The sequence below is a fragment of the uncultured Bifidobacterium sp. genome, assembly GCF_963540075.1.
GTDB lineage: Bacteria > Actinomycetota > Actinomycetes > Actinomycetales > Bifidobacteriaceae > Bifidobacterium.
In genome coordinates this window covers 1-12,953 of sequence record NZ_CAUTOG010000042.1, presented here as the reverse complement: position 1 = coordinate 12,953, position 12,953 = coordinate 1, and the positions used below count along the sequence as shown (strand labels likewise).

The 12,953-nt window shown below is 66.6% G+C and carries 10 protein-coding genes; 9 read left to right on the top strand and 1 reads right to left on the bottom strand.

What is annotated here, in order from left to right; genetic code table 11:
* Positions 1-476 precede the first annotated feature (476 nt).
* From RWX87_RS05655 to RWX87_RS05625, 7 genes are all read left to right on the top strand, one after another.
* Positions 477-1,952 carry a serine hydrolase domain-containing protein gene (locus tag RWX87_RS05655; RefSeq protein WP_314688467.1) on the top strand — a complete coding sequence of 492 codons (1,476 nt, stop codon included), beginning with the start codon at positions 477-479 and terminating at the stop codon, positions 1,950-1,952.
* Between the two features lie 191 nt (positions 1,953-2,143).
* On the top strand, positions 2,144-3,205 hold the full coding sequence (locus RWX87_RS05650) for a DMT family transporter (RefSeq protein ID WP_314688465.1): 1,062 nt from the start codon (positions 2,144-2,146) through the stop codon (positions 3,203-3,205).
* A gap of 180 nt (positions 3,206-3,385) precedes the next feature.
* The gene (locus RWX87_RS05645; protein ID WP_314688464.1) at positions 3,386-4,846 is read left to right on the top strand and encodes a polysaccharide deacetylase family protein; all 1,461 of its coding nucleotides are present in this window, start codon (positions 3,386-3,388) and stop codon (positions 4,844-4,846) included.
* Between the two features lie 281 nt (positions 4,847-5,127).
* Positions 5,128-6,270, top strand: a complete 1,143-nt coding sequence (locus RWX87_RS05640; protein WP_314688462.1) for an ABC transporter substrate-binding protein — start codon at positions 5,128-5,130, stop codon at positions 6,268-6,270.
* 8 nt (positions 6,271-6,278) lie between these two features.
* Entirely contained in the window at positions 6,279-7,214 is a 936-nt protein-coding gene (locus RWX87_RS05635; protein WP_314688460.1) for an ABC transporter permease subunit, read from the top strand.
* A complete protein-coding gene (locus RWX87_RS05630) occupies positions 7,205-8,122 on the top strand; it encodes an ABC transporter permease subunit (protein WP_314688458.1) in 918 nt (305 codons plus the stop codon). Before RWX87_RS05635 ends, RWX87_RS05630 begins: the two co-directional genes overlap by 10 nt.
* A 4-nt stretch (positions 8,123-8,126) precedes the next feature.
* The gene (locus RWX87_RS05625; RefSeq protein WP_314688456.1) at positions 8,127-9,281 is read left to right on the top strand and encodes an ABC transporter ATP-binding protein; all 1,155 of its coding nucleotides are present in this window, start codon (positions 8,127-8,129) and stop codon (positions 9,279-9,281) included.
* Positions 9,282-9,283: 2 nt separating this feature from the next.
* On the opposite strand, the gene RWX87_RS05620 is transcribed toward RWX87_RS05625, so the two are convergent.
* Positions 9,284-9,910, bottom strand: coding sequence for a pyridoxamine 5'-phosphate oxidase family protein (locus RWX87_RS05620; RefSeq protein WP_314688454.1), 627 nt, complete (start codon positions 9,908-9,910; stop codon positions 9,284-9,286).
* Positions 9,911-10,339: 429 nt separating this feature from the next.
* Here RWX87_RS05620 and RWX87_RS05615 point away from each other — a divergent pair, with 429 nt between their 5' ends.
* Positions 10,340-12,190, top strand: coding sequence for a DUF6020 family protein (locus tag RWX87_RS05615; RefSeq protein WP_314688452.1), 1,851 nt, complete (start codon positions 10,340-10,342; stop codon positions 12,188-12,190).
* Positions 12,191-12,482: 292 nt separating this feature from the next.
* Positions 12,483-12,953: S8 family serine peptidase (locus RWX87_RS05610; RefSeq protein ID WP_314688450.1), on the top strand; the 471-nt coding region annotated here is incomplete at its 3' end.

Below are 12,953 nucleotides of genomic sequence, written 5' to 3'. Positions count from 1 at the left end.
GGTTCCAAGTCGGGCTCGGTGACGGGCATCGAGCATGACGTGGCCTTCATCGGCGATCCGGACACGGATGGGCTGCTCGTCCTAGCCGTGTGCACGCGAGGGTACGAGGAGCAGGCCGCCCATGAGGCGATCCGGGCGGTGGCCGCGGCCGCGCTCGCCGGAAGGCTGCCGGCATGAGCGCGGATTCCGTGCGAGGTCCCGCAGCCGATGGTTTCCCCGGTCCGCGGGGCCTTTCGTCCATCGACCGTGCCGACGACGCTCACGGCGGGCTGCAGGGTCACCCTCATGCCCGAGGATGCGAAGGCCGGCGTAGACGAGCGCGTTCCCGCGTCCTCTCTGGAGTCCGCCCATCGGATTCCCCGGATTCTCCGGGTGCTTTCCGAATGGACGTGAACGAGAGGGGATGGGGTTCCGGCGCCGTTTGGCGAGGGGCGTCGCAACGGAACGGTGACGGGAACGATGAAGGAGCATGAGGAATGACGATGGAACAGGACCGGGGACATCTCGAGCGGAGCGGCGACGTTCTCATCGGGCATGACGAGCTGGGAAGCCGGCTGTCGTCGGCCATCCGCGACGACGGCGTGCCGGGCGCGCAGATCGGCGTCGTCGCGCCCGATGCGAGGGGGCGTCTGCGCTATGACATGGCCTGTGCGGGCGTGACGAACACGGATACGGGATATCCCGTCCTTGAGGACACGCTGTTCCAGATCGGATCGATCAGCAAGATCTGGACCACGGTGCTCGCCATGCAGCTGGTCGACGAGGGGCGTCTGTCGCTCGACGCGAAGGTCCATGATCTTCTTCCGGAGTTCTCCATCCGCGACTCGCCGGAGAACACCGCCGGATGCACGGTCCGCCAGCTCATGAACCACACGAGCGGCATCGAGGGGGACGCCTTCCCCGACCTGGGCCGCGGGGACGACTGCGTCGGGCGCTACGTACGCTACATCGGAGGATTTCCTGCGCGCACTCCGCTGGGAGGTCCGCTGAGCTACTCGAACGGAGCCTTCGTTGTGCTGGGGCGTATCGTCGAGAAGCTGCGTGGAACCACCTGGGACCAGGCGCTGCGGGACCATATCGCCCGCCCGGCCGGGCTGGGGCGCACATGGACTCTTCCGGAGGACGTCATCCGCTTCTCAGCTGCCCTCGGCCATATCCGTGCCATCCCGGCCGACCGGCCCGTGTTCCCGGCTCCGGTGAAGCCGTCCCCCATCTGGCAGCTTCCCCGCTGCTCCGGTCCCTGCGGTTCGGTGTCCGCGTCGATGGGCGATCTTCTGGCGTTCGCCTCCCTGTTCCTTGCCGGAGGCCTCGCGCCCAACGGCGTCAGGCTTCTGTCCGAGGAGGCGTGCCAGGCCATGACGACCGAAACCGTCAGTCTTCGCGATCAGGGCGTCGAGAACGTCGGCTGGGGCCTGGGATGGCAGCTTCCCAATTGGGGCGATGAGCCCGCGTACGGCCATGGAGGCGCCACTGAAGGGCAGAGGGCGAAGATCGTCGTCTTCCCGAGGAGACGCGTCATCATGGCTGTCCTCGCCAATTCGCAGGGCGGATCGGAGATGGCTGCGGACCTCGTCTCCTCCCTGGCGAAGGACGCCGGCATCGGGGTTCCTCTCGTCCTGCATGTCAGCGACGAGCCGATAAGCGTCGATGAGGCGCGTCGTGTCGCCGGAACCTACAGCCGCTTCGAGACCGAATTCCGGATGATTCCGGGAGGCCTCAGCGGGCTGACGGGGGTGTTCGAGCCCGACCCGGATGACGGCGACGCCGGCGTGAGGGTCTCCGTTCCCATCCGACGCACGAGGGAGGGCTTCTTCGCCGTGCGTTTCCCCCGGGACCGTGAGGCGACCGAACTGGCTTTCATCGACGGTCCACAAGGCGTCATGTACGCGGCCATGGGTCATCGCGTCACGCGGCGCGTCAGCGTCGATACGGACGTGCCGGAACCAGCGTGACGAGGTCGTCCTGACGGGCATGCCCACATGCGGGAACGTCGTCCGTCCCTGTCTCTGTTCCGATCCTGGGGGGCCTTGGGACATGCCCTGAGCGTATAAGGACCGCGGAGCCGGACCGGGTTCGACCGCCCTCGGTAGAATGACCGCGCCGCGGGTCGCTGCGTCCCGCACCGGGTCCGAACCGAGGTCCTATGCTGCCTGTTCTCGTCGCCGTCGTCATCGGTGCCGGTCTGCCCATGCAGACCGCCATCAACTCCCGGCTTCGCGCCGCCCTGGGATCGCCGATGCGGTCCTCCCTGGCGTCCTTCGCCGTGGGGACCGTCGCCCTGATGGCCGTCCTGCTGCTGACGGGAGAGGGATTCGGCCTGTCCCGGGGCCTTCTCACCTCGCAGCCCTGGTGGGTATGGATCGGCGGGGTGCTGGGCGTCGCGTTCCTCACCGGGAACATCGTGCTTTTCCCGCATCTGGGAGGCGTGAGGACGGTTATCCTGCCGATTCTCGGCCAGATCCTCATGGGAGACGTCATCGACGTGCTGGGTCTGTTCGGTCTGCCCGTCCGCGCCCTGACCTGGAGGCTGGTCGCCGGCACCGTGCTCGCCGCCGCGGGCATGGTCATGGCCGTCGCCGCCGGAGCTCCGGGCCCGCGCGGGGACGGGGATTCCTCCGTGGACCTGTCGAGGGATCCGCGCGGAGCCGCCGCATCCGATGATGCCGGCGACGAGGCGCTCGGAGGCATGACCGGACCATCGGATGGCGGGAGCTCACGCGCCGTGGCCGGCAGGTCGGCCGGCCTCGTCCTCTGGAGCGTCGTCGGAGTGCTGCTCGGAACCCTGAGCGCCATGCAGACGGCGGCCAACGGCGAGCTCGGCATCCGCATGGGGTCGGCGGTCCGCGCCTCCGTGGTGTCCTTCGTCTCGGGCACCGCCCTTCTCGCCCTGCTCGTCGGCGCGGAGGGGATATGGCGCATCGCGCGGAGGACATCGGCTCCCGCCGAGACAGGGGAACGCGTCAGGCGGCGCTGGTGGTTCTGGAGCGGCGGTCTGCTCGGGGCCCTGTTCGTCTATGGCAACGCGCTGCTCTCTCCGATTCTGGGAACGGGCCTGACGGTGGTCGTCGTCATGGTCGGACAGCTTGCGGGAAGCATGGCCGTGGACCAGTTCGGGCTCTTCGGCTCGCCCCGCAGGCCCGTGGGGCCCAGACGTCTGGTCGGCGTTCTCGTCGTGCTCGCGGGTGCCGCCGTGATGAGGCTGTAGCGGGTCCTCCTCGCCTTCCCTCACGTCGAGACGCATCCGCGTGTCGTGGCCGTGGTGCTTCGAGCGTCAGATCGGCGTCGTTCCGGGCGTTCGCGGCCGTGGATGTGCGATCCGTCGGAACAGGGGATGGGGATAGCCTAGGAGCGACGACGACGAGTTCGAGAAGCTGATAGAGGGGATATGGCTGGGACGAAGGGTGCCGGTGACGAGAGCCCGGACGGGATGCCGGAGGGGATGTCCGGACCCGGCGAGGATCAGGACGAGGGTCTTGAGGTCCTGGCGTCGGTGCGCTTCCGTCGCCGGCGATGGCCGATCATCCTGGTGTGCGCGGTGTGCGTCGTCGCACTCGTTCTCGGCGCCCTGTCGTGGATGCATGTCAGGTATGCCGCGGCCCAGGCCGACTGCGAATCGGCGATCTCCCGTCGTGATTCGGCGGTCGCGGCGTACCGCCGCGCGTTGACGGCGGCGGCGTCCGCCTCGACCGTCACGACGGAGGAGGTCGGGGACGGTTCCGTCGTCACGGCGCTGGGGAAGACCCTGTCTGACAGCCGTCTGTCCTCCGTGCGGCTCGCGGGCGGACAGCCGGGCTGCACGGGGAGGGTCACGCCCGGCGTGCTGCGCGCCCGCGCCCGCGCGGCCGACCGATCGTCGACGCGGGCACGGGCGTCGGCACGCGACCTGGCCGCGGCGGCGAAGGCCGTGACCGTGAGCCGTGACGCCAGGACGCTGTCCGATGCGCAGAACGACCTGGCTACGCTGGTCGCCTCGGCGACGACGCTTTTCGAATCCTCCAGGGGGAACGTCTCCGACGAGGCCACCCGCACCGCGCTGTCCGATGCGATCGCCCGGGCGTCGCTGCTCGTCTCGGAGCGGAGCTCGGCGTCCAGAACCGTGACGTCGCTTGCGGCCATCTGCCGCGAGCAGTACGCGGCTCTGGAGAAGACCATCGCCGACGTGAACGACTCCATCACCGACCATTCCGGCGTGGACTGCGACAGGCTCGCCTGCATCGCCCTCACCTTCGACGACGGACCGAACTCCTCCTCGGATTCGACGATCCGCGACGAGCTGGAGAAGCTCAAGGTCAAGGCCACGTTCTTCATGATCGGAAGCACCATCACGTCATCGGACGACTCCGTCATCGCCCGCGACGTGAAGGACGGCAACCTCGACGGCAACCACAGCTGGACGCATCCCGATCTCACGACCCTGGATGCGCGGAAGATCGCGTCGCAGCTCACGAAAACCGACAGGGCGATCACCGACGCGGGCGGCGTCCTTCCGGGGCTGGTGCGTCCGCCCTACGGCTCGTGGAACGACACCGTGCGCGATCAGGCCGCGGCCAACGGGGATGCCGTCATACTGTGGAACGTCGATTCCGAGGACTGGAAGAACAGGAACGCCGCGGCGACCACCAAGCGGGTGGTCGACGGAGCCCGGGCCGGATCCATCGTCCTCATGCACTCCATCTACCAGAGCACGGCCGAGGCCCTGCCCGGCATCGTCAGCCAGCTGCGCGCCAAGGGATACACCCTCGTCACCGTCGCCCAGCTGCTGGGAGGCAGCCCGAAGGCGGGCTGGGTGTACTACGGCCAGCACGACATGATCCATCCCGGCCAGACGAAGCAGGTCGAGGAATAGCCTCTCGCCCGCGACGTCCGTCTCCGCGGCGCGCGCAATGATGCGGTCTGCGCATATGCGGATGGGGCGGGACCATCGCCGCAATGACGATGCGACCGATGATGCGGCGATGCCGACCCCGGGAGTTCATCGTCGGTTCACGTCGCCGCTCCTGGATTCATCACGCGTTCATCCATGGGACAGACCCGCGTTGATTCGACCTTCTAATCTCCACCTGGTTGCGGAGCACGGTCATCCATGGCCGCGACTCCCCATCCGGAGGATTGAGAAAGGATCATCCGATGCATCTCCTGCGTAAGTGCGCCGCCGGCTCCCTCGCCGCGGCTCTTCTGATCGTCATGGCCTCCTGCGGTTCGGGTTCGTCGAGCGGATCGGGCTCCAGCGCGTCCACCAAGGCGGCGTCGGCCACCTCGCTGTCCGACTTCGGCTCGATGTCCGACCTCGTCAAGGCCGCGGAGGAGGAGGGGTCTCTCAACGTCATCGCCCTGCCTCATGACTGGGCCGACTACGGGGAGATCATCTCCGCGTTCAAGAAGAAGTATCCGAAGATCACCGTCAACGAGCAGAACGCCAACGCCTCCTCGAAGGAGGAGATCCAGGCGGCTCAGACCAACAAGGGCACCAGCTCGGCCCCCGACGTCTTCGACCTCGGACTGGCCGTCGCGGCGACCAGCACCGACTACTTCGCGCCCTACAAGGTCAAGGCGTGGGACTCCATCCCCAGCTCGGTGAAGGATTCGAAGGGCCGCTACTACGCCGACTACACGGGCATCATGTCCATCGGCTGGAACAAGGACAAGTACGGGACCATCAGCAGCCTCGACGACCTGCTCGATTCCAAGTTCGCCGGCACCGTGGCCCTCAACGGCAAGCCCGCCGAGGCCGGTGCCGCCTTCAACGGGTATCTCATGGCCAACCAGCTGTCCGGCGGAACGGTCGACGACCTCAAGCCGGGCCTCGCGTTCTTCAAGAAGCTCAAGGCGGCCGGGAACCTCACCCAGGTGGACGTGACCGACGGCACCATCGAATCCGGCCAGACGGGCGTGGTGTTCGACTGGACGTACAACCAGACCTCCTACCAGAAGGAGCTCAAGGAGAAGGGCGTGGACTGGGAGTTCAAGACCTTCAAGAAGGCCCAGGTCGTCAGCTACTACAACCAGGCCATCAACAAGGACGCTCCCCATCCGGCCGCCGCCCGTCTGTGGGAGGAGTTCCTCTACTCGGCGCAGGCGCAGAACCTGTGGCTCAAGGGCGGGGCGAACCCGGTGCTTCTGTCGGCCATGAAGAAGGATGGCACGGTGGACAAGGACATCCTCGCCGATTCCACCGTCCTGGAGGGCGACGCCGTCACCTACACGAACGACGACGCCACCCGCATCACCTCATGGCTGGAGAAGAACTGGGATTCGACGATCGGCGACTAGGCGTGTCCATGACGACGATTCCGTCGGCTGCCTCGCCAAGCGGCCGTGCGCGTGACGCACGGCCGCTTGACGGCATCCCGCATCCCTTCTCCGGCCATCACGGCAGGGCCATCGGCACGGCCGCCGTCGCGCTGCCCTTCCTCGCCTATACGACATGCTTCCTCATCATCCCCACGGCCATCGTGGTCATCGGCGCCTTCCGGAACGATTCGGGCGGCTTCACTCTGGCGAACTTCGCCAGGCTGACGGAGCGCAATACCGTCGAGGCCTTCGGCACGTCCGTGATGGTCTCGCTCGCCTCCGCCCTCATCGGCGCCGTCGTGGGGGCGTTCGCCGCGTACGCGCTGGTCATCGGCGCCCGGCCGAACGGGGTTCTCCGCCGGATCATCGTCGCCCTGTCATCGGTTCTGGCGCAGTTCGGCGGGGTCATGCTGGCCTTCGCCTTCATCGCCACCATCGGCATCAACGGCATGGTGACGATGCTGCTTCATGCGCTGACCGGGATGACGGTGGATCCCAACTGGCTCAGCTCGCTGCCGGGGATCATCGTCGTGTACTGCTATTTCCAGATACCGCTGATGATCATCGTCTTCCTGCCGGCCGTGGATTCCATGCTGCCGCAGTGGCGTGAGGCGGCGGAGAGCCTCGGCGGCGGCTCCTGGCTGTACTGGACGCGGATCGCGATCCCGATCCTCGCCCCCCGCTTCATCTCCTCCATGCTGCTGTTGTTCGCCAACGCGTTCTCGGCGTTCGCCACGGCCGCCGCCCTGTTCACCCAGAGGTCGATCCTCGTCCCCCTGATGATCCAGGGCGCCATGCGCAACGAGATGGACCCCGACCAGCAGGGGGCGGCGCAGGTGCTGGCCCTGGCGATGATCATCATCGTCGCCCTCGTCATGGCTCTCAGCCATGCCCTCGAAAGGAGACTGGGACGATGGCAGTGACCTTGTCATCCGACGATTCGCGGTCCGCCATCCCCCGGGCGACGCCGGTCGCGACGGGGGCGGGGACGGGTCCGGACCGCCCGCCCCAGCTGCATGCCAGGAGGGTGAGAGCGCAGAGGATCGTCAAAACCGTCGTGCTGACCATCGTTCTGGCGTTCCTGCTCGTCCCCCTGCTGTCGATGCTGCTGTTCACGGTCCGGCAGCCGTTGTCCGGACGATGGGGCCTCGAGTCATGGGTGGCGATCTTCACCGGCAACGGCGATTCTCTGGGCACGGATCTGGGCGTGCTGTGGGAGGGACTCGGATCGTCCCTCGCCCTGAGCGTGGTGACGGTGGCCATCACGCTGGCCCTGCTTCTGCCGACGATGGTCGTCCTTCATCTGAGGTCGCGCCGGATGGAACGGGTCGTCGAATGGGTGGCCACGCTGCCCCTGACCATTCCCGCCATCGTGCTGGTCGTGGGCCTCGGGCCGATCTACCGATGGCTGTCCGCGGACGTGCTGAACACCGATCCCATCTGGCTGTGCTTCGTCTACGTCATCCTCGTCATGCCGTTCGCTTTCCGCTCCCTCGCCGTGGGGATCGCCTCGACCGATCTGACGACCCTGTGCGAGGCCGCCCGGTCCCTGGGGGCGTCCTGGCCACGGACCTTCCTCCGGGTGGTCATTCCGGATCTGTGGCAGTCGATTCTGTCCGCGTCCTTCATCTCCGTGGCCGTGGTCCTCGGCGAGTACACCGTGGCCTCCTTGCTCGGACGGATGAATCTGCAGGTGGCTTTGTTCCAGCTTGGTCAGTCGAATTCACAGGTGTCCGCGGCGATGTCCCTGCTCGCGCTTCTTTTCGGAGCGGTGCTGCTCGTCGCCGTCGACCTTATCGCGGACGCGGTCCGCAGACATCGGGAGGCTTAGGCCCATGCAGGAACGGACGACGACGACGGGCTCCGGGTCCGGAGGCGTGGCATCCACGGCCGCCGGAATCGACATGGTCGACGTGGACAAGACATATCCGGGAAGCGCCGTCAAGGCCCTGGACGATTTCACGCTTCATATCGATCCGGGGGAGCTCGTCGTGCTTCTTGGCGGCTCGGGCTGCGGCAAGTCGACGGCGCTGCGCTCGCTGGCGGGGCTGGAGGACATCCAGGCCGGTCGGATCCTTGTCGCGGGCGATGACGTCACGGGCGTTCCCGTCAACCGCCGCAACATGGCCATGGTCTTCCAGCAGTATTCGCTGTTCCCCCATATGACCGCTCTTGAGAACGTCGAATTCGGTCTCGAGGCGCACGGCATCGCCAAACGCGACCGCCGCTCGCTGGCGATGGGCAGGCTGGAGCTGGTGGGACTCTCCGAGCTGGCGGACCGCTACACCCAGCGCATGTCCGGCGGCCAGCAGCAGAGGGTCGCCTTGGCGCGAGCCCTGGCGGTCTCCCCGCGGGTTCTTCTTCTCGATGAGCCGCTGTCCGCGCTGGATGCGAAGGTCCGCGTCCAGCTGCGCGATGAGATCAGGCGCATCCAGAAGGAGACGGGGACGACCACGGTTTTCGTCACCCACGACCAGGAGGAGGCCTTGGCCATCGCCGACCGGATCGGCGTCATGAACCACGGACGGATCGAGCAGATCGACGCACCGGAGAGGCTTTACCGTCGACCCGCGACGGAATACGTGGCCACCTTCGTCGGTCTGACCAGCCGCATCCCCTGCGTCTGCGAGGCGGGATTCGCATCGGCGTTCGGTCGGCGGGTGCCCCTCCTGCCCGGGTCGACGAATCATGGACCTGCCGAGCTTCTCGTGCGGCCCGAGGCTCTCGAGATGGTTGCCGACGCGGGGAGCGTCCCGCGTCGACCAGGCGCCCGGGGACGGGTGGCCGCCGTGCATTTCCTTGGGGCTCTGGTCCGCTTCGACGTCCTCGTGGCCGCGGACGACGCCTATCTTCCCGAGTCGTCCGACCCGGTGCGAGTGACCGTCCAGATGGCCTCGGATGATGCGGCGGCGGGCGTCCACGCGGGCGACGAGGTTTATGTGGCGCCCTCCGGGATTCCGTCGCTGGCGGTTCCGGCGGATCGGCGCTGACGTCATCTCGGTCGAGGACGTATCTTCGCCGTCATATGGCTGGCCGCGATCTTCCAGACCGTCACCGTCGACGCCTGCCTGTCGGTGAAGTCGACATGCATGCCCGCCTGGAGCTCCATGATGAGCGCCAGGCCGTGCCGGCATTCCTCGGGGTCGTCGACGATGGACGCCGTTCCCGTTCCCACGATCGAGGCGAAGGCCTCACCCCAGGCGCAGGGCGTGCGTCCTTCGACGACGGAGCAGTCCGTCTCCATCTCGAAGGCGACGGGGAGGGCGTTGCCGGACGCGTGCAGGGCGTCGATCTTCCGTCCGCGCAGTGCCGAATGCATGTAGAAGACGAGGCCGGGGACGCCGTCGGAAGGTGCCTCGGCTTCGACGGGAGGTGCCACGGCCGGGGACCCCGAAGCCGCGGCCGCCACGGATCCGTCGAATCCGAAGTTCACGGGGACGATGGTCAGCCCTTCGGCGTCGGCGTAGGCGACGTGGATGATGCGGCAGGCGGCGATGATCTCGCCGATGCGCGCCGGATCGGTGACTTCCCGGTCCGCCCGTCGCATCGGGCGTCGCCGGCCGGCGACGGTGCGCTCATCGTCGCGTCGTGAAGGCGTCCGGGCGTAGTCGATGGACATCCATTCCTCCTTGGCTGTCGCGGGTTTTTCGAGAGAGGTCGTTGAGCGGGCCGGAGGCGTCGTTCCCGTGACGGATCGCCATGTTTGCTGCTCCTCGGGTCTGCTGCTCTCTGCGGATGATGACCTGCGAAGAATACCGCAGTCGTATGGCGTATCGGGTTTCGTCTTATGGCTATGAGGTCGCGATCGTCCGCCGGTTCTCCTCCGGCTCCCGGTTCGGGGGAAGGCGTGTCATGTCATCGGGAATCGGAGGGAGGAGGGATGCGGAGGTTCGCGTGATGCGGTGATGGTGATGCCGGATTGACGGCAGGAGGAGGTGATGCCGGAGGATGACGCCGGGATGGAACGGGTCTAGATTGGTGGAGCGTTCGGCGTATGGGGTTCGGTGCCGGACCATGACGCGGGAGGTTGACCGTGGAGGATGGACCCGTGGCCCTGCCCGGACGGCATAAGCAGGTTTCCGTCGTATCGCTGGTCGTCGTTCCCTGCATCATCGGTCTTCTGACGTTCGCCGTGACCTTCGGGGCGCGTTTCCTTGCGGATGGTTTGCATACCAGCGTCTCACGGGCGTCGTCGGAGGCCATCGGATTCACCGTCGTCACGATGCTCGCGTCCCTGGCAATGGGCGTCTGGTGGGATGCGGCGTCAGGGAAGATGCTCCGGTCATCGACCGGTTCGTCAGGCCGTGACCTCTCCGGAGCGGCGACCGCCGATGGCGTGCTCCCGGATGTCCCGGTCTCAGGCGTCTCGTTCTCCAACGGTTTTCGAACTCATGTGCTTGCGGTCATCCGCGGTCTGCTGCGCGGCCGGGACCGAGTCCCGCTGCGCGCCGTCCTCAGGCGCCGGCTTGCTCCGTATGCGCTTCTGCTGCTCGCATGCTGGACGCCCTGGTATCTGTTCTGCTGGCCGGGGGTGATGCGCGACGACACCATCGCCCAGTTCATGCAGTCCTCCGGATACCACGAGTTCTACACGCAGCATCCGCTGTTCGACACCCTGGTGTTCGGGCTGTTCTGGAGGCTGGGAGGGGTTCTGGGAAGCCTCGCCTGGGGTCTGGCGATCTATGTGGGCGTTCAGATGGTGCTGATGGCCGCCAACCTCGTCCTGGTGCTGTGCTGGCTGCGCAGCCGAGGTCTTCCTCGACTCGCGGAAGCGGCCGGACTGCTGTATTCGGCGGTGTTCTACGGCGTCGTGGGCGGCGCGGTGACGATGTCGAAGGATTCGTTGAACACCGTGTTTCTCGTTCCGCTTGCGGTGATCATTGCCGAGGTCTGTCTCACCCGCGGGCGTGCGCTGGCGGATCATCGTCTGTGCGTGGCTTTGGTCGCATTGGCGTTTCTTGCCGTTGCGAGCAAGAGGACGATGCTTGTCGTCGTGCTGCTCGCCGGCGTTGCGATGGTCCTGGCATGCTCCTCGCATCGTCGTCGCGCCATCTGCTGCCTGCTGGGGGCCGTGCTGCTCGCGCAGGGGGTGTGGGCGCCCATGGTCACGGTTTCCACGCATGCGCATGTGTCGCTCGACAGGGACGTGTTCGGCGTCATCATGCTGCCTGTGGCGCGCATCCAGGCCGAGGAGCCGCAGGACATCACCGCGTCGGACCGGGCGGAGCTCAGAGCCTTCATGAACGTCGACCAGGCGGGGAGCCGCTATGACGACGAGCGGTCTGACGCCACCTCCTGGACGGTGCGCCCCCAGGACGCGCTGCCGGCGAAGCTCCGGGCGCTGAAGGCCTGGGTGGTGATCGGGCTGAATCATCCGCGGGCCTATGTGCGGACGTACGCCACGCTGGACTCCCGCTGGTACTACCCGAGCGGGGACGGCGCGATCATGTTCCCGTGGAGTTCGCGATACCTGTTCGACGCGGGCTACATGCGGCGCTGGGACACCTTCGTCACGCGGCCCGTCACCGCGCAATCGGCGCTCGGAGACCTGGTGGATGCGACCGCGACGGTGCCGGCGTGGAAAAAAGCCGTGGCAAAAAGGCTGCGGCGCATCATCCGCCGGCCGGCCTTCTCCTATGCGGTGTGGGTGACGTTCCTGCCGATGCTTGCCGGACTGTATCTGCTGGTCCGGCGCCGGTGGATGGCGCTCGCCGCCTGGTCGCTTGTCGGCTTCACGGTGCTGTCGCTCTATGCCTCGCCCGTGGTGCTGTGCTGGTATGCGACGCCCATGTTCCAGCTACTGCCGCTGGTGATGGGGCTGGGGTTCGTGGGGGTCGAGGGGTGTGGCATATCAGAGGACGCGGGGATGAGACTTCACCAGATCGCCAAGTCGGCATAAGGAAAGAGTGAAGTTTTAGACGGGGCAACGGCGGAACTTTACGGTGACCACGGTATTCTGAGGGCGTCTTCGTGATGGGGGTCATGCCATGTGTCAATGCATTCGCTCGGTGGCAGATGGGTGGATTCGTCAGGCGTTCTTCGATTCGGACGGTGTCCATGTCGGCGTTGTCCTGCATCGTCGCGATGGCGATGGCCGTTGCCCCTGTCTCCTCCGCGACAGCGGCCACGACCTCCTCCGGTGAGGGGACAGTCTCCTCACCGAGACGACGGAGGGGGCTCATAACTTCGCCGTGAACATCGGCACCTCGGTCACTCATGATCAATTCTTCGAGGTGGAGGAGCGCGCCTTCGGCTATGCGCAGAAGCAGGGCATGGTGGTCGTGGCCGCGGCGGGGAATGACAGTTCGGATATCGACGAGATTCTTGCTGACGACCAGGAGAAGGAGTCCCCGGACAGGCTGGACGGGGTCGTGTCGGTGTCCAACGTGGAGAAGGTTGGGGATTCGGCGACGGGGATGCTGGAGCTGTCGAGTTCCTCCAACTACGGAGCAAGCGTCACTCTGGCGGCTCCGGGGACCGATATCCTGTCGGATATCCCCACGGGTCTGGCGAATGCGGTGGCGGCGGTTTCCTCTTATACGGCTGTTCCGGTGTATCGCTTGTATAACCGTCATTCGGGTCTTCATCATTACGTGGCGAAGACCGAGGAGCGGGACGCGCTGGTGAAGCTGGGCTGGAAGGATGAGGGGTCGTCGTTCAAC

Coding starts and splice junctions, on each gene's coding strand:
- RWX87_RS05620 (WP_314688454.1), bottom strand. CDS start 9,910: ATGTCCATCGACTACGCCCGGACGCCTTCACGACGCGACGATGAGCGC.
- RWX87_RS05640 (WP_314688462.1), top strand. CDS start 5,128: ATGCATCTCCTGCGTAAGTGCGCCGCCGGCTCCCTCGCCGCGGCTCTT.
- RWX87_RS05625 (WP_314688456.1), top strand. CDS start 8,127: ATGCAGGAACGGACGACGACGACGGGCTCCGGGTCCGGAGGCGTGGCA.
- RWX87_RS05655 (WP_314688467.1), top strand. CDS start 477: ATGACGATGGAACAGGACCGGGGACATCTCGAGCGGAGCGGCGACGTT.
- RWX87_RS05645 (WP_314688464.1), top strand. CDS start 3,386: ATGGCTGGGACGAAGGGTGCCGGTGACGAGAGCCCGGACGGGATGCCG.
- RWX87_RS05630 (WP_314688458.1), top strand. CDS start 7,205: ATGGCAGTGACCTTGTCATCCGACGATTCGCGGTCCGCCATCCCCCGG.
- RWX87_RS05650 (WP_314688465.1), top strand. CDS start 2,144: ATGCTGCCTGTTCTCGTCGCCGTCGTCATCGGTGCCGGTCTGCCCATG.
- RWX87_RS05635 (WP_314688460.1), top strand. CDS start 6,279: ATGACGACGATTCCGTCGGCTGCCTCGCCAAGCGGCCGTGCGCGTGAC.